The organism is Flammeovirga yaeyamensis (assembly GCF_018736045.1).
GTDB classification, from domain to species: domain Bacteria; phylum Bacteroidota; class Bacteroidia; order Cytophagales; family Flammeovirgaceae; genus Flammeovirga; species Flammeovirga yaeyamensis.
This window is the reverse complement of sequence record NZ_CP076133.1, coordinates 2,000,663-2,026,117: the sequence shown is the minus strand read 5'-3', so window position 1 is coordinate 2,026,117 and position 25,455 is coordinate 2,000,663. Positions and strand designations below refer to the sequence as shown.

The 25,455-nt window shown below is 37.1% G+C and carries 11 protein-coding genes; 9 read left to right on the top strand and 2 right to left on the bottom strand.

Translation table 11 applies throughout. From position 1 onward, the window contains the following. Window positions 1-115: 115 nt before the first annotated feature. From KMW28_RS27780 to KMW28_RS27760, 5 genes are all read left to right on the top strand, one after another. Window positions 116-2,350 carry a beta-galactosidase gene (locus KMW28_RS27780; protein ID WP_169665632.1) on the top strand — a complete coding sequence of 745 codons (2,235 nt, stop codon included), beginning with the start codon at window positions 116-118 and terminating at the stop codon, window positions 2,348-2,350. Window positions 2,351-2,593: 243 nt separating this feature from the next. Next, window positions 2,594-5,164: a glycoside hydrolase family 2 TIM barrel-domain containing protein gene (locus KMW28_RS27775; protein WP_169665630.1), complete on the top strand. Its 2,571-nt coding sequence runs from the start codon at window positions 2,594-2,596 to the stop codon at window positions 5,162-5,164. Window positions 5,165-5,167: 3 nt separating this feature from the next. Next, window positions 5,168-6,583 carry a family 16 glycosylhydrolase gene (locus KMW28_RS27770; RefSeq protein WP_169665628.1) on the top strand — a complete coding sequence of 472 codons (1,416 nt, stop codon included), beginning with the start codon at window positions 5,168-5,170 and terminating at the stop codon, window positions 6,581-6,583. Window positions 6,584-6,710: 127 nt separating this feature from the next. Further along, window positions 6,711-8,222: a sulfatase family protein gene (locus KMW28_RS27765; protein ID WP_169665626.1), complete on the top strand. Its 1,512-nt coding sequence runs from the start codon at window positions 6,711-6,713 to the stop codon at window positions 8,220-8,222. A gap of 163 nt (window positions 8,223-8,385) precedes the next feature. After that, window positions 8,386-10,089 (top strand): T9SS type A sorting domain-containing protein, encoded by a 1,704-nt coding sequence (locus tag KMW28_RS27760; RefSeq protein ID WP_169665624.1) that lies wholly within the window; start codon window positions 8,386-8,388, stop codon window positions 10,087-10,089. An 830-nt stretch (window positions 10,090-10,919) separates the two neighbouring features. On the opposite strand, the gene KMW28_RS27755 is transcribed toward KMW28_RS27760, so the two are convergent. Further along, window positions 10,920-15,065, bottom strand: a complete 4,146-nt coding sequence (locus KMW28_RS27755; RefSeq protein WP_169665622.1) for a hybrid sensor histidine kinase/response regulator transcription factor — start codon at window positions 15,063-15,065, stop codon at window positions 10,920-10,922. Between the two features lie 578 nt (window positions 15,066-15,643). Between KMW28_RS27755 and KMW28_RS27750 the strand changes: the two genes are divergently transcribed. From KMW28_RS27750 to KMW28_RS27735, 4 genes are all read left to right on the top strand, one after another. Beyond that, window positions 15,644-18,754 carry a SusC/RagA family TonB-linked outer membrane protein gene (locus tag KMW28_RS27750; protein ID WP_169665620.1) on the top strand — a complete coding sequence of 1,037 codons (3,111 nt, stop codon included), beginning with the start codon at window positions 15,644-15,646 and terminating at the stop codon, window positions 18,752-18,754. Between the two features lie 12 nt (window positions 18,755-18,766). Continuing rightward, on the top strand, window positions 18,767-20,587 hold the full coding sequence (locus KMW28_RS27745; protein WP_169665618.1) for a RagB/SusD family nutrient uptake outer membrane protein: 1,821 nt from the start codon (window positions 18,767-18,769) through the stop codon (window positions 20,585-20,587). 11 nt (window positions 20,588-20,598) lie between these two features. Then, on the top strand, window positions 20,599-22,674 hold the full coding sequence (locus tag KMW28_RS27740) for a hypothetical protein (RefSeq protein WP_169665616.1): 2,076 nt from the start codon (window positions 20,599-20,601) through the stop codon (window positions 22,672-22,674). Window positions 22,675-22,765: 91 nt separating this feature from the next. Further along, complete coding sequence (locus tag KMW28_RS27735; protein ID WP_066215600.1) at window positions 22,766-23,374, top strand: hypothetical protein; 609 nt, start codon at window positions 22,766-22,768, stop codon at window positions 23,372-23,374. 139 nt (window positions 23,375-23,513) lie between these two features. Here the strand turns inward: KMW28_RS27735 and KMW28_RS27730 are convergent, their stop codons facing one another. Beyond that, window positions 23,514-25,448 (bottom strand): FAD-dependent oxidoreductase, encoded by a 1,935-nt coding sequence (locus KMW28_RS27730; protein ID WP_169665614.1) that lies wholly within the window; start codon window positions 25,446-25,448, stop codon window positions 23,514-23,516. Window positions 25,449-25,455: the final 7 nt, after the last annotated feature.

Sequence of the window (25,455 nt, the reverse complement as noted above, 5' to 3'; positions counted from 1 at the left end):
GTTTCAACCATGGGAAATCTAAGGGGAACTCCAATGTCTAATTTGTGGAAGGAATCTTATGGGTATATACAGCCCCAATTTTTGAATAAATAGATCTATTAAATAACTTACTAAAATGACAAAAAAACTACCACTACTCATCTTTATCACCTTCTTATTTACAGGCATACACGCCCAAACATTTGAGAAAAACTTTCAGAAAGAGAAGAAAGCACTGTCAACACTCATTCAAAAAGCAAAGAAAAAAGGCATTGATGTTTACAAGGAGCAAACTACCTTAAGAACAGCCGAAATTTGTTATCGATTTGCCGATTGGGATCGAATGAACATTAAAAAAAATACAGAGTTATTTAAGAAGGTAAAAACCTACAGGGATTCTGCAGATCAGGTGGCTATTGAACTACCTATGCGAGAAGAAAAAGAGATTTTGATGATGCTCGAGGAAGCCCAATTATCCTTACAAAAAGCATTAAAAGGAGAGATTAAAAAGCAAAAGTCGGTAGCGATCGATTGGGCCAATTTAGAAATAAAAGAGAACGATATTTTATATAAAAACCAACCCGTATTCTTAGCCGATTATTCTTGGAAACCTTCGGATAAATTTACTACTGACTATCATGGGCAGTTAGATGGATTGTTTATGTCGACGGCTTACATCACTGACTCGAAGGGAGATTTGAAGCCTAAATTAGTAAGTGAAATTGAGAATAAGCTAAGTAAAACTGCAGGCTTTGTTTTTATCAATCATAAAAATCCACCAAAGTGGTTTACGAAGCAATATCCGGAGACATCAATTGGTAAAAGAAGGTATTTTGATTACGATATCGATCACCCAGAAACAAAGAAATTATTGGACTTACTTTTTAAGAATACAGTCCCACAGATTCAAGGAAAAAAGTACAGTCAGTTAGGCTATATGTTGGTGAACGAACCACATTGGCATACAAAAAAAGGAGAGTGGGATACAGGAGCAGTTTCAACGTTTACGCATCAGAAATTTAAGGAATATCTCAAGGAGAAGCATCAGCATATAGATCAATTAAATGCGGTTTGGGGAAGCAATTTCACTTCTTTTGATGAGGTGACGATTGAAGTTCCCATCGATGAGAAGTTACTAGGAACAGCACAGTGGTACGATTGGTGTCGATTTAATCAAATTAGAGGAAATGAGTGGTTTAAGTTCTTAAATGATGAAATCACACACTACGATCCAACCGCCAAAACACATATAAAAGTGATGCCTCATCTGTTTACCAATAACGGTAGAACACACGGTATCGACTTAGAATACATGACTCGTCTGACTTCAATTATAGGAAATGATGCAGGGGCGACCTATAGTGATATGTGGAACAAAAAAGCAGAACCTTGGAAAGCACGTTACTATTTTGATTTCCGACAATTATGCATGAGCTACGATTTTATGAAATCCGTTTCCCCAGAGAAAGTGATGTTCAATTCGGAGTGCCATTTTATTTCGACGATCCGATTTAGAGATTTGTACTTAAAACCGGAGTATGCTAGAGCCACCTATTGGTTGGCAACCACTTTCGGAATGAATGCCGTACAAACTTGGTTTTGGCCTAGAGGATTGGACGGATCGTTACGAAAAGAAGCAAAAGGATATGCTGCATCGATCACTCAGATGCCTTCAGTGCTTAACGAAATTACATTGACTTTTGCCGATTTAAATGCCAACGGAGCATCCATTGCTGCCCTTCAGAAACAAAGAAAACCCATCAGAGTTTTTCAGTCGGAAACTTCGGCTATTAACGTAAAATTGTATATGGACGATGTGTTTGCGACTTACGAAAGTGTATTGTTCGATGGCTTCCCCATTGGTTTTGCCACCAAAGGAATTTTAGAAGAGCAAAATCATAATCAATGGGATGTGATCCTTATTCGAAAAACTCCGAATGTAACCAAAGAAGAAAGAGATGCTTTGCAAAGTTACATCGATAAAGGCGGTAAAATTGTAATGGATAAAGAAAGTATTCTGACGGATGAATATGGTCGAAAACTCTCTCCTCTAAAAGGATCTTCGATTGTTTTTGTAGATGATTTGAAAGAGTTTAGGAAGCAAGCCTTGGCAAGTGTTACAATCAAAAAGCCATTTGATGTACAAGAACAAAGCGAATTGTCCAACCAAAGTTGTATTTGGAGATATCATCAAGTAAATGAAGACCAAGCGATCTTTTCTATTGTGAATGTGGGGCACTCTGAGAAAGAAATCAATATTAAATCTTCAAAGAAAATGAAGATTAAAAACATCATTGAAGGGACTTCATCTAAAGCTAACTTTGTGATGCAACCTTTGGAGGTGAGGTATGTACAAGTAAGCTTAAAGTAACTTTTATCGGTAGGTGAATTTTTAATTTATATCAATTAATTCATTCCTAGAGTTTTATAAATCGCAATTTACTGATTTTGTATATCTGCGTTTGAACGTATAGTAACATAGGTAAAAATGTAAATCAGTCACATTTCATTTTCTGAGAGTCACGTTGCCCCGTACAGTTTGCTCTAATTTTACACTATGCATTTAGGGTGCATTCACGCAACAAACAATTTGATACAACTTAAAGAAATTGAAATGAAGAAAAAGATTATCATTTTACCAATTTTATACTTTTTATTTAGCCTAGTAGGTCTTGCACAAAACAAGAACTTACAAAGCTTTAATGATGATTGGTATTTCACTTTATCAGATCAACCTGAATACGCGTTAACTACATACTCTCCCAAAGAATGGAGGAAATTAGATCTACCACATGACTGGTCGATCGAGCTGGATTTTTCTGAAGATTTGGAAGGATGTACAGCATTTTCTCCAGGAGGGATAGGTTGGTACTCTAAAATTTTTGATACGCCTATCGAAGATCATCAAAAGTGTTACATCATTTTTGATGGGGTGTACAACAATGCCGACTTCTGGATTAACGGAATGAAGATCGGAAATCACCCTTATGGATACGCACCTATCTACTACGATTTATCTCACCTTTTATCACCGAAGGGACAAGAAAATAGATTTTCTGTTCGAGTAGATCATAGCCGATATGCCGATTCTAGATGGTATACAGGTTCGGGTATTTATAGAAATGTTGAGATTTTAGTGGTCGACAAAATGCATATTCCGGTTTGGGGCATTTTTGCAACGACACCAAAAGTAGAAAAAGAAAGTGCAACGGTTCAGCTTCAAATCGATATCAAAAATGATTATGATAAGACGTCTTCTGCCGAGGTGATTACAGAGATTTTGAATGCAAAGAATGAGGTAGTCAAAACAACATCCTCTAAGATTGAATTATCAGCGAAAGCGAAAGGACAAATTGTTCAGTCTTTAGAAGTAAAAAATCCTGCACTTTGGGATGTGGATGATCCGAATTTGTACAAAGCAAAAACTATTGTAAAAAGAGGAGATGAAGTTCTAGAGGAAAGATTTACCACATTTGGTTTCAGAACCACAGTATTTGATAAAGACAAAGGCTTTTTCTTGAACGGTAAAAACATTAAAATTAAAGGTGTTTGTCTTCACCACGATGCGGGTCTTGTGGGTACAGCTGTACCAAAAGACGTGTGGAGAAGAAGGTTACAAAAATTGAAAGATGGCGGATGTAACGCAATTCGTTCGGCACATAATCCAGCATCAGACGAATTCTTAGACCTTTGCGATGAGATGGGATTCTTGTTACAAAACGAGTTTTATGATGAGTGGGATTTGCCAAAAGACAAGCGTTTCAATATGCACGATAAGGATGTAGATTATATTACGAGAGGTCACTCTGAACATTTCCAAGTTTGGGCTGAAACGGATTTGAAAAATGTGATGAGAGCGAGTAGAAATCACCCAAGTATTTTCCAATGGTCGATTGGTAATGAAATTGAGTGGACGTACCCTGGTAACCGTGGTGCAACAGGTATCTTTAAGGAAACGAACAAGGACGATAAAATGGACTGGACGTTGTGGAGAACAGAAATTCCTCCTCACACTCCTGAGGAAGTAAGAGCGTTTTGGGAGAATTTCCCTGAGCAAACTTTTACGATTGGAGAGACAGCTAAGATACTTGCCGATTGGACAAAGGAGATGGATACAACTCGTTACATAACAGCGAACTGTATTTTACCTACATCAAGTTTCGAAACGGGTTATACCGATGTATTGGATGTAGTTGGTTTTAGTTACAAGCCACACAAGTACGATTACTTTAAAGAAACGTACCCTAACAAAGCCATGATGGGTACGGAAAATGTGCCTCGTTACTACGAATGGAAAGCGGTAAAAGAAAGAGATTTTATTCCTGGTTTATTCTTGTGGACAGGTGTAGATTATATGGGCGAACGTCGTCAACATCAATGGCCACTAAAAGTAACTAACGAAGGTCCATTGGATTTGGCAGGTTTCGAAAGAGGTTCTTATTATATGTTTAAGGCACTTTGGAGAGACGATATTCCAGTGATCACTATGTATTCTCAAACAGCCAAAAAATCGATTTATAAAGTAGATGAAAATGGTAAAGTAGTAGAGAAGAAGAAAGGCTATTGGGAGTTGGCACCAAGAGTATGGCAAGATGTAAATCCTCACTGGAATTATGAACAAGGCGACGAAACAATTGTAGAAGTATATTCTAACTGTGAGGAGGTAGAGTTGTTCCAAAATGGGAAATCGTTAGGCAAGCAATACTTAAAAGATAAAGAAGATTATACGTACAAGTGGGCAGTAAAATACAAAAAAGGAAAGATTGTCGCGAAAGGTAAGAAAGACGGTAAATCTACATCCACTGTCTTAGAAACAGCTGGAGAGGCGTATGCTATCGAGATTACTCCAGACAGATCTTCGATGTTGGCCAATAATACGGATGTGGTACATTTTGTAGCTCAGTTGGTCGATAAAAAGGGAAAACCTGTAAAATATTCGGAAGATGAGGTTATCTTTGAGTTAGAAGGTGAACACCGATTCTTAGGTACTGACTGTGGCGATTCTAGAATGATTACGAACTTCAAAAATCAGTCGGTAGCTACAGTAAACGGTAAGTGTTTAATGGTAGCACAATCCACTAAAAAGCCTACGGAGTTAAAAGTAACGGCCCGAACTAAAGATGGAAAATTAATTTCCAATCAGGTAATTATCAATATCAATCAAAAGAATACGATCGAACAATAAGAAATGAAATCAACAATCAAAAATATATTTAAAGTGGGTGCCTCTCTAATGGCACTCACCACCACTTCACTATTCGCTCAAAATCCGGTTTCAGATCCTGATAATAAAGAAAAATGGATCTTCAACGAAACATTAAGTGATGAGTTTGATGGCAATACTTTAGATAAATCGAAATGGTGGATCTTGGGAGAGAATGGCGATTATAGATCAAAGTGGAAAGGTCGTGCACCAGGACAATTCGTTGCCGAGAACGTTCACGTTAGAGAAGGCGAATTAGTTATTCAAAGTAAGTGGGATCCCGATTTCGAATTCATCAAAGAGAAAAACAATGGGGTGTTCTACGGAGGGACGAAAGATAAATTCGATAAGAGTCATCCTATCACTCAAGCTTGTATTATGAGTGAGTCATTTTTTCAGTATGGATACATGGAGATTCGTTGTAAAGTAGCCGATTCCCCAGTAACCTCTGCTTTCTGGACGACAGGGTATAAATCAGAAATCGATATGATCGAAAACTTTGGTAAACTACCCATCGGAAATCCAGAAAATAAGCCAGAAGCATTGGAACGTAAATACAGAACGAATGTGATCAATTGGGAAGCCAAAAAAGATCCTGAGTTCAAAACGTACAAAGCTGAAGATGTAATGGAATATCGTTTGGCAGAAGATTACCATGTGTATGGTTTTGAGTGGGACAAAGACTACATGAAAACGTTTATCGATGGAAAGTTAGTTCGACATGTCACGCGAGCAGAATTGGAAGAGAAAAACCAATGGATGCATCAGTTTCCTCAAGAATTATGGATCAATTCGGAAGTATTCTCTTGGTACGGTTTACCAACCAAAGAAGACTTGGCTGAACCGGCAGAGTTTTATGTAGATTATGTTAGAATCTGGCAAAAAGAAACTACGGGTCCACATTTTGATGCATTGGGTTTTGAAGGTCCCTTCTTTTTTCAAGGAAGAAGCGTAAATTGGTGGTGTCCAGGAAAAGAACCTTGGAGATTATCAGACGATAAGGCTTCTGACGGAACGTTTGCCTTACGCTTTAAAATGGATAAGAAAATCAAAAACAAATCGTCGATTTTCTCGCCATTTGGATCACTTGATTTACCGAAAGGAGAAAATGAGTTAACCTTTAAAATTTGGATAGATAAGAAGACGGACATCAAAAAATTAACCTTTGTCTTACAGAACCCTTTCAAACCTGTGAATGTTAACTTAAGTGACGTGAAGAAAGGGAAGTGGGTAGAAGTAACAGTTCCTTTCAAAAGAAAAGCGGCATCAGATTTAGCCTTAAAAGGAGGAGATAGAATTCAGATTTCGGTGAGTGCTGATGACATTAAAGGGGAGCAAGCGTTATTCTATATAGATGAAATTTCATTTAAGCAGAATAATAACATTAAAGAGGCGAGATAGTCCTTAAAATAACCTTTAGATGATGTTTTGACACGTAAACCATCTTTCTTTTGACGGAAAACGACATCACTTCTAAAGGTTATTTCTAGATTGCAGTATCAATTTTTAGAATAAGTATTGATAAGAAATGAAAAAATTAACCAACAGCTTAATGGCAATTTTAGTGCTCTTCTTCTTAGGGAATATTGCACATGCCGACGACAAAGACAAATCACCTAGACCAAACATTATCATGATTGTTTTGGACGATCTAGGGTATGCAGATATGGGTTTTATGCCTAATTCAGCAAAAGATATTTATACGCCTAATTTAGATAAACTAGCAAGTGAAGGAACTGTATTTACATCTGCTTATGTAACGCATCCTTATTGTGGTCCATCGAGAGCAGGTATACTTACAGGTAGAATGCCTCACGTATTCGGAGCTCAATTTAACTTAGCCGCTTTTTCTGGTTTTGGTGTAGCAAAAGGAGAAACGTTTATGTCTGATGTGATGCAACAGGCAGGTTACCATACAGGTATTGTTGGAAAGTGGCACCTTGGAGAAGAAGGAGAATTCCATCCTAACGAAAGAGGATTCGATTATTTCTACGGATTCTTAGGTGGAGGTCACGAATACTATTCAAATTCTTGGTTACCTGCAGCCACTTACGATCCTTCTCAGTATAAAATTGGTCAGTATGCAAAAGATTACCATCGTCCGATGATGAAAAACGATACATTCTTGGAAACAGAAAAAGGATTGTTCCTTACGGATGTACTAACTGATGCAACTTTAGATTTCCTTGATGAATCTGCAAAAGACGATGAGCCATTCTTCTTGTATTTATCTTACAACGCTCCGCATACTCCACTTCAAGCCAAAGAAAGTGATATCGAAGACATGCAAAAGCATCTAGGAAAAAATGCTGCCGAAAAAGGAAGCAAGCGTTTGACTTATACCGCCATGGTATACAATGTCGATTATAACGTAAAGCGTATAGTTGATAGGTTAGAGGCTAATGGAGAACTAGAAAATACGATGATCGTTTTCATTAGTGATAACGGTGGTAAAACAACAGCAGGAGCTGATAACACTCCATTACAAGGTAAAAAAGGTGATGCTTACGAAGGCGGCTTTAGAGTACCAATGTTCGTGTATTACCCAAATTCTAAATTAGAAAAAGGAGGAACATATACACACAATATTTCTACCTTAGACTTCTTCCCAACATTTGCCGGTTTAGCAGGAGCAAGTATCCCTAAGAGCAAAATTTTAGATGGTAAGGATGTTTGGACGAACATTATCGAAAAGACAGATCCAAGAAAAGACGAAAGTATCTACGTAATGCGTCATTTTAATGCCAATAACAGAACTGGTGTTGTTAGAAACAACTACAAATTATACACAGACGGTACTGGAGAATGGCAATTATTTGATCTGACAAAAGACATTGGGGAAACAAAAGATATCTCTGCAAAAAATAAAAAACTAGTGAGTATCATGAAGAATGATGTGAACGAATGGTCGTACACTTGGGAGGAAAAACGCCCAGAATTCTTCGATGCACCACACTATAACTTCGAAATGAAGTGGGATAAATTCAACATGCCAAATCTGGAAAGAACATTTGGCGATATCCACAAAAAAAGTAAATAGTTAATAGCATACCATATAAGAGGCTGTTTCAACATTCTTGATCAATTATGATGGGTGAAAACCGATGATGAATAATCTTGATATGTTTTGAGGAGCCTCTTTTTTTTGGGCAATCAATTGATAAACAACTCCATGAATCAGCATGGACTAATAACACTGACGAATGAAAAGAATTATACTTACCACCACTTTATCACTAATATCAATTTATATTTTTGGACAAGTTAACCCTCTATCAGATCCCAATAACGAAGGTGGTTGGATCTTAAATAAATGGGCAAGTGACGAGTTTAATGGTGACGATCTTAATCGTGGAAAATGGTGGATCCTCGGAGAAAATGATGAATATCGAGCAAAATGGAAGGGCAGGGCACCTGGTCAGTTTGCCGGACATAATGTGAGAGTCGAAAACGGGGAACTCATCCTAACATCCAATTGGGAACCCGATTTTGATTATGCTTTAGAAACCAATAACGGATGTTATTACGGTGGAACAACTTCTGGCCCTGACGGTAGCAAACCTATCACTCAAGCAAGTGTAATGAGTGAAACATTTTTTCGATATGGCTACATGGAAATTAGATGTAAAGCAGCGGATGGTTCAGTAACCTCAGCATTTTGGACGACAGGTTACCATGGAGAAATTGATATGACCGAAAACTACGGTCGTCGACCAATAGGAAATCCACAAAATCAGCCAGAAACCTTAGAAAGAAAATACAGAACCAACCTTATCAGTTGGGATCCCGATAAAGCAGACGATCACGAAAATTGGAAAGTAGAAGACGATATGGGTGTTCGTATGGCTGAGGATTATTATGTGTTTGGTTTCGAGTGGGATAAAGAATACATGAAGACCTATTTCAATGGTCAACTTCTCAGATCAGTAACAAAAGAGGAATTAGAAAAGAACGATCAATGGCGTTACGATTATCCTCATGAGTTGTGGTTATCTTCGGAAGTTTTCTGGTGGTACGGCCTGCCTAGTGAAGCAGATTTTACACAACCTCTAGAATATAAAGTAGACTATATCAGAGTGTGGCAAAAGGAGGAAACACAATCCTTCTTTAACGCAAAAGGCTTCGAGGGACCATTTTATTTTCAAGGAAGAAGTGTGCAATGGTGGAATAGCCCCAATCACCCTTGGAGAATAAGAAACGAAAAAGCAGCAGAGGGAGAGTTCAGTTTACGTTTCCAAAAAGAGGGAGATTTCTCAGGAAACTATTCAATTTTCTCACCTTATGGATCTATGAATTTACCTTCTGGGGAAAATGAAGTAAGCTTCCAAATTTGGATCGATCAAGAGACAGAAGTGGATTTTATTGAAGTGATTTTATCCAATCCAAGAACAACTATAAAAGTCGATATCAAAGATCTACCAAAAGAAGAATGGGTGACTGTCTCTCAGACTTTTACTCGAAATGGGAGTTCAAATCAAAGTCTCGAAGATGGCGATAGATTACAGTTAATGCTAAGATCACGTGACATCCAAAGTACAAAAGCTTTATTCTATATCGATGATATTCAGTTTAAAAACGATCTAGATGAGGGTGCTCCAGAATATCCTTATCCAGATGATGAATATCCAGAAGAACCTGATGGCGGATTGCCTCCAACAAGCATCACACCTCCATCGGAATCTTCTATGATTATATATCCAAACCCGGTTTCAGATCAGTTGACTATTAAGAGTTTGGATAATGGATGGATTGAAGTTTACTCATCTCAAGGTGAGTTGATGATTACTTTAGAGAAAAAGGAAACACAAACTACATTCTCTTTAGATCAGCTTCCATCAGGAATGTACATTTTTATGCTGAAAACCACAAAAGGAGACATTAAGAGAATGAAATTCATAAAGAAATAGATCAAAACTTAACTAACAATATTTGATAATTAATCGAAAAGGCTGCTCTTGTGGAGTGGTCTTTTTTTGTGGTTTGTGTTTGATGAGTTCCCACTTTGATGGGTATGCACTCTTAATCTTCAACTCTTGCACACTCGATGCTTGGATGCGTCGATGCCTCCGTGCCTCTATGCCTAGATACCTCGATGGGTTGAAACCCATCGTTAAGTAAACTATTTCAAGAGGTTGTTTTGGATACCGATATTCTATCTGATAAAATACAACTGCTATGACACTAAAAAAGGGGTTTAAACCCCTTTTTTGATGTAGATCGCATATATATCTTTTTGAACATTCTTTCTACCCGAGCAGCAGTATGTTTTTCTCGTTTCCTTAACGAGGGGTTTCAACCCCTCGGGCTACGAAAGGTGGGAGTTTTTATGTTCTGATACTGATGACTTTCTATATTGATGGGTATGCTTTCGAAGCCTTCAATTCTTGCACACTTGATACTTGGATGCCTCAATGCCTCCGTGCCTCTATATCTCCATGCCTAGATACCTGCATGTTTAGATACCTCGATGGGTTGAAACCCATCGTTAAGGAAATTATTTCAAGAGGTTGTTTTGGATACCGATAATCTATCTGATAAAATACAACTTCTATGACACTAAAAAAGGGGTTTAAACCCCTTTTTTGATGTAGATCGCATATATATCTTTTTGAACATTCTTTCTACCCGAACAGCAGTATGTTTTTCTCGTTTCCTTAACGAGGGGTTTCAACCCCTCGGGCTACGAAAGGTGGGAGTTCTTTATGTTATTATTTTCCTTGACCTCGGACTAATAAGTTCAACTCGTCTGCTCCAAACTCTTACTATACTTACTCGGCGAAACCCCATAGTATTCCTTAAACATTCTACTAAAGTGAGTTCTATTTTTAAAGCCAGTTCTCACACAAACATCAGCCACCGGCAATTGTTCTTGTACGAGAAGTTCAGCCGCTTTTTTCAGGCGGTAGATCTTCAGTAATTCGTAAGGAGTATAGTTGGTAATTGCTTTTACCTTTTGGAAGAAGGTCGTACGATTTAGGTAAAGTCCTTTGGCGAACACATTCATATCGATGTCTTCATTTTCGAGGTTCTCTTCTATCAATTCGTAGAATTTCTCAATAAAGATCGCATCTTCTTTATTGGAGTTTTTCTTCTCTACTTCTACAGGGAAATCGATTTGGAAACGTTCTCTCAATTGCTTTCTGTTTTTCAGTAACATTTGAACGGATGCAATTAAGTGTTTCATTTCGAATGGCTTAGAGATGTAGTAGTCAGCGCCCACTTCCAAACCTTTTACTTTGTCGTCTAAAGAAGACCTTGAGGTGAGCAAGATGATTGGAATATGAGAGGTGCGGACATCAGATTTTATTTTCTGACACAATTCTAGACCATTTAATTCCGGCATCAAGATATCGCTGATAATCAAATCAGGCCATTCTTTTTCGAGCTGATCCAAGCATTCCTTACCATTCACGAAAGTGGTGACATTAAAGTAATCCGATAGAATGCTGTTCACGAAAGTTCTTAATTCCTCATTGTCTTCCACATAGAAAATATTCAAACTCTTCAGACTTTCATCGTACAAATGTGTCGGTAATTCCAGTGCCGAAGGAAGTATTTTCTGCTTTTCATCATCATCTTCTTGAGCGATAAGATCTTGCATTCTTGATTCGTTCATCGCCTCTTTCGCATTTACTTCTACAGGAAGAGCGACTGTAAAGCAAGTGCCTTCACCTTCTGTACTATCTACCTTGATGCTACCGTAGTGCATTTCTACCAATCGTTTCGAAAAGGCCAATCCGATACCAGAACCAATAGAGTAGGTATTCGAATTTTCATTTTGATAGTATCGATCGAAAACATAAGGTAAGTCCTTGGCTTTCACCCCAATCCCCGTATCTTCTACCTTAAATTTCAATCCCTCAGCATCATAATGGTAACGGATAGAAATTGTGTCACCTTTTTTAGTAAACTTGAAAGCGTTATTCAATAAGTTGTTGAGGATGATTTCTAACTTATTCTCATCAGCTGTAATGAAAAGTTGATTGACTTCTCCCTGAATCAATAGTTTCTTTTTCTGTTTTTCGGCCAATTGCTCAAAGTCTTTTTTGACATTGACGATCAGATCACTAAAATCAAAGTTCTCTTTGTTTAGTTTTAAAATGCTTTGTTCTGCTTTATGGAAATCTTGCACCTGATTGACCAATTGCAACATTTTTTTCGATTGTCTGTTGATCAAGTCCAAATGTGTAAAGGCATCCTGATTGGATTGGAACATTTTCAATAGTACTTGGATAGGCCCAGTAATTAAAGTAATCGGTGTTCTGAATTCATGAGAGATATTCATAAACATCTTTTCCTTTGTTTTATTCAGTTCGTCCACACGATGTCTTTCTACTTGTTCCAGTTCTAATTTGTGTCTCAATTTGGTGTGGTTCAAGACAAAACGACCAACAAAGAATAAAATCACAAGGATTATCATCACGTAGATGCTGTAGGCCAACGGTGTTTTCCAATATGGAGGGGAGATGACAATATCTAAACGTATCGGTTCAGTCCATTTATCTTTTGAATTTGATGCCATCGCTTCCAACGTATAAGATCCCGGAGGTAAACCGTTAAATGATGCATTTTTAAACTTAGAAGATGTTTCTATCCATTCATCGTCTTGAGGTAAAAGTCGATATTTTAATTTATAACTCTTTGGATTCGAGTAGTGTAATGATAATAATTCAATCGAAAAGATATTCTGATCATAAGCCAAATTGATTTCCTTTTGTTGATACAACGGCTTATCTAAAATGACCTTGCCATTGATACTGTCATTTACATGCACTGTTTTATTGATAATCACTAAATCGCCAAAAGTAAACTCAGGTAGGTTAGAGGAAACCTCTGTTTTTTCAGGATCAAAACCACAAATACCATTACCTCCAGCAAAGAAGATATCTCCATTCTTTTGTTTAAAACCGATGTTTTCGAAAGCATACGTATGCATTCCATTTTCTTTGGTGAAATGTTTAAACGTTTTGGTTTTCGGATTGAAACGATTTAAACCACTATCCGTCGTAATCCACAAAGTATGTTCGTCATCTTCCACCACTTTTTTAATGATATTGTTGTCCAAACCATCGCTTTCTGAATAGGTTTTATAAACCACTTTCTGATCACCTAGCTCTGTAAGGATCAGTAAACCAGAACCTTCTGTTCCTAGTGCAATGTTCCCATCTGCTAAATTGATAATATTCGAGATATGATTACAAGGAAGATATTTCTCTTTTGAAGATTGTGTAAAGTATTGCACTTTTTTCATCTTACTTAAAGGAATATCTTTACTATTGTCGATGTTAATCATCCCACTTAATGTATTTCCTACTAAAATTCTTTGGTTAAGGGTATCGTTCAATACACTTTTTACGTGATTCACCTCAGAAATATGGATGTGTTCTTCCTCAACTAATTTTTCATCAGATAATACATTTCCTTTTTGATCCATCTTAACTCTATACAACCCCTGATTGGTTGTTAACCAATAATATCCGAAGTGATCCGTGGTAATTTGAGTTAACCTTGCTTTTAATAGCTTCGATTCTTTATTGGTTTTAATTGGGTACCAATGACTTACCTCTTCTTTCGGCTGATAATACCAAACTCCTCTGCCTTTTGTATATCTTAACCACTTCCCACCTTTATCATCTTTAATCACCGATGACCATGCATTCGGCATTGGGTTGTTTTTAAACTCTTTTGGCAACGGTTCGATCTTATTCGTAGTCGTATTGTAATTCACCAAACCTCTTAAATACACACTGCATAAAATATGTTCATCATCCCACAATGTGCTCTCAAGAACTTTGTTTTTAAACTGTTGTCCTCTTAACTCATCCGTATTGAGGTCGTTGTAACTAAACGCCCGAGGCTGACTATCATACAAGAACAAACCTTCATTGTAAGAAGAAATCCAAACCTTATTGGTTTTTGTAAGATCCATAATGGCATTCACACGCCCAATTTCGAAGTATTTGCTGTATGAATTTTCATCTAGAGTGGTATTGCGTTCAACAAGAATCGGGTTTTCTACTAACCAACATCCTTTAGATAAAGACCCCAACCAAAGTTTTCCTTCAACTGTAGCATCTACTTTTAGGAATCGTTCATTCTGGAAAAAACGTTTGATTTGATGGAACTTATAGTCGTCATTCTGTTTTACAATGCGCAGGTGAGTGATCCCATTATATAAGGCCACATAAATATTCTTTTCATTATCTACCGTAATACTTTTTGCAGGACCAAATCGATCGGTAAAAACATACTCATGCGTATCATTCGCCACATTGTACATCAAAAGACCTTTTGATGTAGTCATTAGAATCAATTCATCATTATAATTAATCGCATCAAAAATATATTGATAAGTTTTATTCTTAACTTCTATCGGATGCACCCTTTCAATTTTATAGGTATCCTGATTAAAGAACAGTAAACCATCATATTCCGAAATACATACAATTTGATTATCGATTGCAAAAATCTTATTGATAATAAAAGGATGATCAGATTTTGAATTGGAGATCAGATGTTTTGGGAAGTTGACGAACTTTTGTTGATCGTAGTAATAGATTGTAATGCCATCTTCGGTGCCAATCCATATATTATGATGTTTATCCTGATATAAAGATCTCACCTTATTATTACTGATCACTATTTTATCGTCAGAGTTTCTGAAGATCTCGAAATCGTAGCCATTAAATTTATTTAAACCATTATAGCTGCCTATCCAAATGTAACCTTTATGATCCTCTAAAACAGAGGTTAAACCAAAATGAGATAAACCTTCGTTTGTGGTGAAATTAATTAATGATTGGTCGTTTGCTTGTCCATATAAATTATCACTAAATATAAATAAATATAAACAAGAGAATGCAAGTAGTTTTATTCTATACATTTATTAGGATTTAGTTCTGCGGTTGTACAGAAAATTTTAAAAAATTGTTTTTCATTTCATCATTGAATTTAAATATAATATTATTTCAATTAATACTAAACTAATAAGAATAAAACTTTGAGTGAATGATGTTAACAGCGTAAATAAGTTGACTTTAAGTAAAAATGCCGTTTTTCTTAAAAAATCTCTTTTCTCTATTAGTGTTTAAAAGTAACTTATTAAATGATTGATAATCAAATGTTTTTACTATAAAAAACATTTAATTGATTTAAAGTCACCTCAATTTTTCATCATATTTCTACTTTTATTTCATGAAAACGATCAGAATTTTAATACTTTGTCTCTATAAGTTCAAGTGATTTTTTTCGATCTGTATTTTTTTAGAATTAAAATTTCAAAATTCGCTGACAAATCAATGAATTAATATTTAATTTTGAAATGAATTAAAATTGAAATGAAATAATAAATTACAATACAATCGACACATTTTTTGACTTCTTATAAAGAACAATTTTTTAATATTCTATAAGATTTTCGCTTCAATAAATAATAGGCAACTTAATTGATGAAATGAAAAAATGAATGGATACTACTCGATAACCAGAAAATTTAAGGTAGGGATCATCTTTTCTATTACTCTATTACTATTCTCTTTTACTAATCTCTATGCACAAAATAGAGTGATCTCCGGTAAGGTAATAGGACAAGACGATAATCTACCCCTTCCAGGAGTAAATGTCACTCTACAAGGAACTACTACAGGTACCATTACCGACTTCGATGGTAACTTTTCTATTGTAGTAGAAGAGGGAAACGTATTGGTGTTTTCATTTATAGGTATGAAAACGAAAACCGTGACTATTAAATCTCAGTCTACTTTGAATGTAACATTAGAAAGTGAAGTAGAAATGTTGGATGAGGTGGTTAAAATCGGCTATGGTGAGCAAAAGAAGAAAGAAGTTTCAGGTGCAGTAGCACACGTGAAAGCGGAAAACTTAGAGCAAATGACCACTTCCGATTTAGGTGATGCATTACAAGGACAAGTAGCCGGTGTGAGTGTGACTGCTGCTTCGGGTGCTCCAGGTGAGAGTGCGGTAATTCAAATCAGAGGTGTAAGTACACTATCTGAGGTAGAAGGAGCCAACCAACCATTATATGTGGTGGATGGAATTCCTCAAAATGAAGATCCCCGATTAGCACCTAACGAAATTGCGAGTATTGATATCCTTAAGGATTTGGCTTCTTGTGCGGTCTATGGTACTCGTGGTGCCAATGGTGTAATTTTGATTACTACAAAGACTGGTAATCAAGGTAAATTAAAGGTATCTATTGATGGTAACTATGGTGTGAGAAAGATCATTACCAACACTCCATTAATGAATGCCTCAGAGCAAGCGTATTTCGACATCTTACATCAAAGAGCCTTAAATCCAGGAATTTCTGATGATGAAATCAATATGTTGGTATCAAGAAATAAGAACAACTACAAAAATGATAACAACCTAGACGATATCGTTTTTGAAGATTATGCGCCAACACAACAATATAACATCAACCTAACAGGTGGTTCTAGTGCAGGATTTACTTACAACTTAACAGGTGGTTATTATGGTCAGAAAGGTAACGTCATCAACTCTAATTTTGAAAGATTGAACTTTAGAGGTGGTTCTAGTTACAAATCGGATAAATGGACAATCAATACTTCATTGGCCTTGTCTACAGAAGATAGACAACGTCCAAGCGGTAACTTATTGAACCAAACAATCCGTTACAAGCCTTACATGGCGCCATTAGATCCAGAGAAGAATATTTACGAAGGAGCATCGGATCAAGAAGCAATGCAAGCCAACTTCTTGTATCAAGCATTGTATTTCCAAGACGATGAATCAAGAGACCGTTTATCTGGTAATATTAGTATCAAATATGATTTTACCGATTGGTTATCATTTACTACCAATGCAGGTGGTAATATTATGAACAGATATCGCAACCGATTGAATCCTTACTTTAAAGTAGTGAACCAACAAACAGGGAAAGAATTCTCTAACCCTAACAATTCGTACTATTCGGAAGCCGTGGAGAGATCGACAGGTTTTAGCTGGGATGGACGTTTATTCGCTAAGAAATCTTTCGGAGATCATACGGTATCCGCTTTGATTGGTGCTTCTATGGAAGAGTATAGTGGGCAAAGCCATACTGTACAAAGAAGAGGTATTGTAGATAACGATAAGCCAGGATTTGGATCGGCTACATTGGAAACAACAGTTACTCCAGGGTTTAACTACGTGTACAAAATCATTGGTACAATTGGTCGTTTACAATACGATTACAAAGGCAAGTACTTACTTTCGTTAAGTGGTAACTATAACGGTAACTCTAAGTTTGCAGAAAACAACAAGTTTAAGTTCTTCCCATCAGCATCAGTAGGTTGGAACGTTTCTGAAGAAGATTTCTTTGCTGATTTTAGATCAACAATGAACATGTTCAAAATTAGAGCATCTCATGGTAATGTAGGTGGACAAAGCTTTAGACCTTATGCCGATCTTCCAACGATCAGAAGAGGATTTGATTATAGCTTTAATGGACAAGTGTATAGTGGCGCCGCTCAAGCAGCGTTTGCTAACCCAGATATTCAGTGGGAAACATCCATCCAAAATAACATTGGTGTAGATATGGCATTTTTTGATAACCGTTTAACATTCAATGCAGACGTTTACCACACCACAAAACAAGACATGTTATTCCCAATTGCTACTCCAGCATCAGCAGGTTCTTCAGCGGGAAGCAACAACGATAAATTGGTGACATTGAATGTGGGTAACATGGTGAACCAAGGTCTTGAATTGGCTCTAGGTTATAAAGGTAGATTCAAGAAGTTGAATTGGAATATTACAGGTACTTTTGCTACAAATAGCAACGAGATCACAAACATGAACTCGGAAGACTTTGTGTACACAGCCGATCAAGGTTTGATTTATGGTGCGACCAACCAATCGAGAGTGACAGCGTATGCGACAGGTCATGAAGCAGGTGCTTTCTTCTTGTACAAAACAGAAGGTATTATCAACTCTGAAGAGAAATTGGCAGAATATCAAAAAGTGAATCCTGCAGCTAGAATGGGTGACTTGATGATTAGAGATACCAATGGTGACGGTCAGATTACTGAAGCAGATAAAGTATATGCGGGTAGTGGTCTTCCAAAATATGAAGCAGGTTTAATCCTAAATCTTCGTTATAAAAACTGGGACTTTATGATGAACTGGTACGGAGCCTTTGGTCATGAAATCATGAACGGTAGTAAGTTAATGGCTTACTCAGAAGGTAGACACTTGGATCAGATCCATACGTACTCAGCTGATAATCCGTATTCACCAATTCCAGCATATAGAGGTGATTTAAAACAAGGTACAACCAACTTTAGAGGAGATACAGACCTTTGGTTGGAAGATGGTTCTTACTTGAGATTGAAAAACGTAACCTTAGGTTACACTATTCCTAAGAACAAATTAAAGAAAGCCGGTATCGATCAAGTGAGATTCTATATTAGAGCACAGAACCCACTAACATTTACAAAATACACAGGATATGATCCTGAGGTAGGTGGTAACGGGGTATCATCAAGAGGTTTGGACAAAGGTAACTATCCAATTGCCGCGCTTTACTCAACAGGTTTTAGATTCAACTTCTAATCAATTAGACAAATGAAGAAATTAAATAATTATATATTAAAGTGTATATTATTTCTCGTTATTTCGTTGATAGCAATTAGTTGTAACAACTATCTAACAGAAATAAATCCAAACGAAACAACGAAAGCAGATTTCTATCAGAATCTAGACGATTCGGAGTCAGGACTAACTGCCGTGTATGCTTCTATGATGAATCATTACATCTGGAACTTTGGAGAAGAAGCTTGTCGTTCAGATTTGGGCTATCCAGGAATGGATCGTCCAACACCAACAAGTAGATACTTGGCTTTTTATCAGCATACTTATACAGAGACAACCAATGAAATAAACAAAAAGTGGGATGCTTTGTATGCAGCTATTTTTAGGTCAAATCAAGTAATCCATGGTTTGCAATCAGAACCTATGGAAGATTACAGAGAAGATGAAAAGTGGATGCTTCAAATGGCACAAGCTCGTTTCTTTAGAGGATTGTATCATTTCTATGCACATCAAGCATTCAATAATGGTAAAGTCATTATTAGAGATTCTTGGACGGATGCAAACGATATGTACAAAAAAGCTTCCGAACCTGCAGAGGTGTTAGCATTTATCAGAGAGGATTTTAGATTTGCTTACGAACACCTTCCAGCAATTTTTAATAATGCAACAGGTTATGTAGCAGAAGGTAGAGTAACTAAAGGTACTGCAGCAATGTTGTTGGCCAACTCTTACATGTTTGATTTTGTAAACGGGACAAACTACGATTCGGCAGCATATTACTACGAAGATGTGATTTACAATAATGAGTACGGTTACAAGTTGGAAACAGACATGGAAAAGATGTTTACTACAGCGGGTGATTTTAACTCAGAATCAATCTTAGAAATTGCTTACTCTAACGAAGTAAGACCTGATTTGGGCGATTGGGATGAAGTGAATGGTCAGAACAGATGGGCAGCCGTTTTCTCACCTCAGATTTATGGTGGACAAAGACAAACAATTCCTGTAGGTTGGATTACTTATGCTTACAGATTGGATCCGGTGGACCCATTAGATGCTAGAAATAATGTTGAATATGACGGCGACAACTTCGATAGAATGATCTCGATGAGAGCATCAGCAATGATGGCTTTACCACAAGACGATTTAACGCCATACTACAAACAACCTTCAGTATCAGAAGCGGATCCTTATAGAGCAGGTGGAGCAAGATCTCCAGAATTCGGTTACTTTAAACACTTCTCGAATTACGATGTGTTGGATTCTGAAAGAAGCTTACCAATGGGCTTAAACAGATCGCCAAAAAATGTGATCGTAAATAGATTATCAGAAGCTTATTTGAACTTGGCAGAGTGTAAAATCCAACAAGGAATGATACAAGATGCATTAAACTTGATCAATACAGTGAGAGACCGTTGGGGTGTTGTTCTTTTAGGAACATCACAAGGTTTAAGCAAAACATATGATGGTAAATCTTATGATGCTACTTCTTTGATGGACCACTTAATGTATGTAGAAAAGCCATTGGAACTTTCTGTGGAAGGTTACATGACACGTTGGATCGATTTAAGAAGATGGAATGTGATTCGTAAGAACTACGAGAGAATTTCTAGTCAGAATTATTGGGTGATTCACTTTAAAGGTGCAAGAACCAATTCTAAGAAAATCCTTTGGAACTCAGAAATTATCCCAGGTGGTGATACTCACCCGATGCCTGAAAAGGAACATACGGCAAGACCTAACTACAAGATTGTAGATGGTGAATTGGCACTGATGAACTACATTCCAAGTTTACATGATTTTTATCCGATTCCAACATCGGAAACTTCAACCAATCCTGAGGTGAACAATTAGAGATTAGAACTATGAAAAAGATAGTATTAAATATATTGAAGCTAACACTGCTTATGTCGATTGTCTTCTCTTGTAAGAAAGATGAAGAATTGCCAGACGAAGCAAAAGTGAGGGCCGTTGCATGGTCAATTAGTGAGGAACATAAAGATACTTTAGAGATTAACATCAATAACTATATCTCTTTTATGGACCTTTCCCAAGGAACATTGTTCCATCAATGGGAAATTACTGATAACCTACATTTTCTATCAGGCGATTTTACGGCATCAGAAGAAGATTATACGCCGTTTATTGATAATGCCAAAGGAAGTAAAACAGAAGACATTACTGTGCATGTTTTATTTGAAGAAGCAGGTTACCAGAAAGTAAGACTTTACAATACTTACGATAGAAAAGTAAAGCACAATGGTCTTTCGAGACAATTAGAAGCGGTTCCTCATGAGACTGAAACGGGTATTTGGGTTATTGATACTGCGTTTACAGTTGATGTTTATGCTGATCTTGCTCCAGCATTCTATGTATTAAAAAATGGAGTGGATACACTTTGTGTCGTTGGTGCAGAAGACGTAATCGATGGATCTGACGATTCTGATTGGGCAACTGTAAACCTTGTTGCGGGTGAAGATAAGCTAACTTTTGTAGATACCACCACTGTTGGTCGACCTACTGAAAGAGAGTGGAACTTATCTTGGTTAGGTGAATCAAGTAAGCAAAGAATTTTTGAAGTGACTCCAATGAAAATAGGTTGGGGAAGAGCTGGTAATTTAACAACTATCAGACAAGGTTCTTCTGGACGTATAAATCAAAATATAGCGAAGACTATACCTTTGAATTTAAACGTGAAAGCTCCAGAAATCCATCCTCAATACGAAGTGTATAAAGACGGTATGTTAATCTTCGCATTCAATGAAGGAGATGAAATTCCAACAAATACGGACCAATGGACGAAGGTGGATCTTAAAATTAATGAGAAGCTAACTTTCGTTGATAAAACGATAAGAGGTTTGACGGATAGCAGAGAGTGGACATTGAACAATGCGGAACTTCCTGTATATACTGATGAAAGTTCTGAGGTCACTTACCCAGAAATCTTAGATTACTTCGAAGCAGGTACTTTTACAGCTATCCGTAGTGGAGGTGACTTTGAGAAAGCAACTGCACAAGTGAAGATCCCATTGATGATAAAAGTAGATGAAGCTTTATTGAAAACTTCAGACTTAAAGGAAAACAGTGCCAAGAAAATCACTTTCGAAACATCAATTCCTGTAGCATCAATTGGCTCAAATGCAGCGAACTCATTCAAAGTACATATCAAAAACTTAAGTGGACACGATGCTGCCTCGTCAATATCAAATGTTGAAGTGGATCCATCGAACAACAAGAAGTTAGTACTTACAGTAGGTGAGCAAACATATAACTCTGATCAGATTTTCATCTCTTATGATGGTAATGGCGATATCAGATCTGCTACTGGAAATGTTTTAGATGCATTTGATACAGAGCAAGTAGAAATGTACATCACTTCTACCAATGAGTTTGAGAATCTAGAAATGATTGACTTCGAGTTAGAAGGACTTAATGCCCAAGACGCTTTCGCTAACGGATGGTGGGTTGATAACTCAGTTGTAGATGGAAGATTATGGAGACGTACAACGGATAAAGCTTCAAAAGGTAATGCTTCTATGTCATTAATTATTGAAGATCGAGCGACTCAAGGAGCTTCTCAATTGTTCAGTATCCACAATATACATGCTGGCAAACCATTAGATAACGGTATGAAAAACCCAGCAGGTGATTATGAATTCACTTTCGATATTTATATCCCTGAAGGAGTCGAATTTACTAGTGGCTTAGAAACCAATTTCCAAGATTTATCTAATGGAGGTGATGATAAGCAATTCTTAACTCCAGACCTATCGGATGTTGAGAAAGGGAAGTGGGTAACGGTTACTCAACATATTACTTTCGATAAGAACGGAAATAGAAGACAAGTATTCTTTGGTATTGACACTCCAGTACCAAGCACAGGAAGATTGGAATTCTACATCGACAATATCGTGGTAAGAGCCATTGAATTAAGACCTTAATAGATAAAGGAAAACACAGGACGTTATCAAAAGGCGTCCTGTGATTTATAGCTCCTCACGTTGGAGCACTCCTTTAATAAATGATACAATTATGAAACTAAGACATATTTTATGGGTGGCTGTACTTGCTATAGTACAAACATCTTGTCAAGATATTCATCCAGAAGTAGGAGCACCTATCAGTAAAACTGAAGTATTCGAAATTAAAAGTACTACCGCTTTTCCTTCGGCATTGAACATGATCGGTTTTAATTTGTACAAGGAAAAACCTTTACAAATTTCCTACATCACAGATCTTACTTTGAGAAATCATACGATAGAAGATTACTCAAATAATGTAACCGGAACGGACAAAGAAATTACTTATAAGATCAACGATTTTAATGGTCCGATGTACTACACGGTAAAGCAAGAAGCGTCTCAGGACAGTATGGTGATGCCGAATGTAGACATCATGGATTATCAAATTAATCTTTCTTATACAGATGCGGAACAACCTGCTCAGGCAGAGGGAATCATCAGAATTACCTCTTACTCAGATACATTAATTCATTTTCCTTTTGAGCGTTATTTAACCGACTCAGATGGAGGAATTATAGGTGTAGAATACGGAACACCTGATACCTTAGTCAACAGCGAATTATTTAGCTATACTATCGATGATATGGTGATCGCTAATGATAATGAGGTATTCAACTAATCGTTCATTTTGATATCAATTTAAGACCATCTCAATTACTGAGATGGTTTTTTTATGCTCTACCTTTTGATTTGATAACTAAAAAAGACAGTCCAAATTGAACTGCCTTTAACTATCTGCTTACTGATTCTACTTTTAGCTAACTTAGTGCATTGATTTCGAACAATTTCGCAGCATCTGCACCATAAGTTTCTTTCAATTTTATTCTAAGTCCTGTTGTTTTAATTTGATCAAACTCAAAACATATTCTTCTCGTTTGATTGTTGTCGACATCACCTAATTCGACCCATTTACCATTTACTCTTGCTTCTAATGAGAGCGACTTGAGCATTTCAGGGGGTACTTTATCCGTATAGATTTTATTCTTGTAGACATGTCGCATCATAATGTTTACCTTCACATTTGTATCGCACTTAATGATCACTGATGATAGATCGACCGCTTCATCCCATTCGCATTGCACTTCTGCGGGCAAGCCTTTTGACATCCAGTGATTAGTGCTTTTTTGAAGATCTCTAGACCAACCATCTTTTAGCAATTCGACATCGCCTGATCCGGTCGAAGAAGCAATTATCTTATTGGCTTTTTTAAACTGATCGTTCTTTAAATTGGAAGGACGATTAGGAATAAAGGCATCATTCATCAATAAAATATCCTGAAGGTCATTCATATATTTTTGATAAATACCTCTTGGAGAAGTCTTCTTTTTGATACACATCGAAGCGGCTGTTCCTGTAGCTTGTCCCATTAAAGCACAAGTCGCCATTACCCTTGTAGAAGATAAGGCAATGTGAGTCTGACTAATATTTCGGCCACTGAACATCAGATTATTGATGTTTTTACTATACAAACTTCTGAAGGGGATTTCGTAAACTTTGCTGAATTGCTTGTGGAAGTAACTCGGTGGTTCTTTCATGTTTTCCAATCCGCCGGGGTTATGTTCATCCAACGACCACCCCCCAAAAGCGACAGCATCTTCGAAATGTTTGTGATCGACTAAATCTCTTTCACTTAGAATATGATCTCCGATGAAACGTCTTGATTCTCTTTTACCTGGAACTGATCCGATCCAATCCAAAGCAAAGTTGGCCGAATCAGGATATTCCCCAGAGTTTTTGATGTAGTCCCAAATGCCATGAACATAGCCCATCAATTTCTTACGCATTTCTTCTTGATCCTCTATGATGTCGAATTCCGAACCGACTTCGCACCACCAATATCCCTCTGTATACGACTGCACTTTACGTTTAGGATGTGATCCTTCCAAGGTAAATGGAATAGCAAAAGAAGGAGGTGTGTAAGGCATAGGTTTTCCATAGTCTTTACCATGGATTAGAATTGATGTACCCATTTGCCAACCATCGGCCTTTTTAGGAGCATATTTTTCGTTGAACTCATGAGAGGCCTCTCGACCCGTTCTATATTCGGCACCGGCTTTGGCAGCAAGAAGACCATCTCCAGAGCAATCGATAAACTGTTTGGCGGAAAGATGAAGCTCCGTTTCTGTAGTATTTTGCCAACAAACAGCAGTTTTGATATTATTCCCCGACATTTCCGCATGTATTGCCTGAGTGTTTAAGATCAGCTCCAAATGGGGTTCTCTATCCACAAAATCATACAATACGTGATCCCAATAAGGGAAAGATTCTTGTGGATTTTGAAAACGGTTTTGCAGTAATAGTTCCTCAATAATTCCTATTTCTCTTTCGGGAATCCAATCGGGTACTAAGTGATTTACACCATTTACCAACACACGGATTTCGCTGGAGGCATTGCCCCCTAACACCGAACGATCTTGTACTAAAGCTGTTTTAACACCTTCTCTTGCACTTGCCACAGCTGCACAAATTCCAGCGAGTCCGCCACCCACAACCACGACATCGAAAGTTTTGGCCTTCACTCTCTGAGGCACTTTTTGTTGATGTCCATTCATGTCCGTCCACTGATCTTTACTTCGATCGCTCAAGACGGTTTTCTTTCCTTTTTTGTCTTTGGCTTCCAATTCTGAAGCACCCAGAATGCCCAGCCCAGCAGCACCGAGCATTCCGTTTTTAAAAAAATCTCTTCTTTTCATTTCACCT

Bases quoted from the DNA above. Each gene is read 5' to 3' on its own strand.
- KMW28_RS27775 (WP_169665630.1), top strand. From the start codon at position 2,594: ATGAAGAAAAAGATTATCATTTTACCAATTTTATACTTTTTATTTAGC.
- KMW28_RS27740 (WP_169665616.1), top strand. From the start codon at position 20,599: ATGAAAAAGATAGTATTAAATATATTGAAGCTAACACTGCTTATGTCG.
- KMW28_RS27750 (WP_169665620.1), top strand. From the start codon at position 15,644: ATGAATGGATACTACTCGATAACCAGAAAATTTAAGGTAGGGATCATC.
- KMW28_RS27780 (WP_169665632.1), top strand. From the start codon at position 116: ATGACAAAAAAACTACCACTACTCATCTTTATCACCTTCTTATTTACA.
- KMW28_RS27735 (WP_066215600.1), top strand. From the start codon at position 22,766: ATGAAACTAAGACATATTTTATGGGTGGCTGTACTTGCTATAGTACAA.
- KMW28_RS27765 (WP_169665626.1), top strand. From the start codon at position 6,711: ATGAAAAAATTAACCAACAGCTTAATGGCAATTTTAGTGCTCTTCTTC.
- KMW28_RS27755 (WP_169665622.1), bottom strand. From the start codon at position 15,065: ATGTATAGAATAAAACTACTTGCATTCTCTTGTTTATATTTATTTATA.
- KMW28_RS27730 (WP_169665614.1), bottom strand. From the start codon at position 25,448: ATGAAAAGAAGAGATTTTTTTAAAAACGGAATGCTCGGTGCTGCTGGG.
- KMW28_RS27745 (WP_169665618.1), top strand. From the start codon at position 18,767: ATGAAGAAATTAAATAATTATATATTAAAGTGTATATTATTTCTCGTT.
- KMW28_RS27770 (WP_169665628.1), top strand. From the start codon at position 5,168: ATGAAATCAACAATCAAAAATATATTTAAAGTGGGTGCCTCTCTAATG.
- KMW28_RS27760 (WP_169665624.1), top strand. From the start codon at position 8,386: ATGAAAAGAATTATACTTACCACCACTTTATCACTAATATCAATTTAT.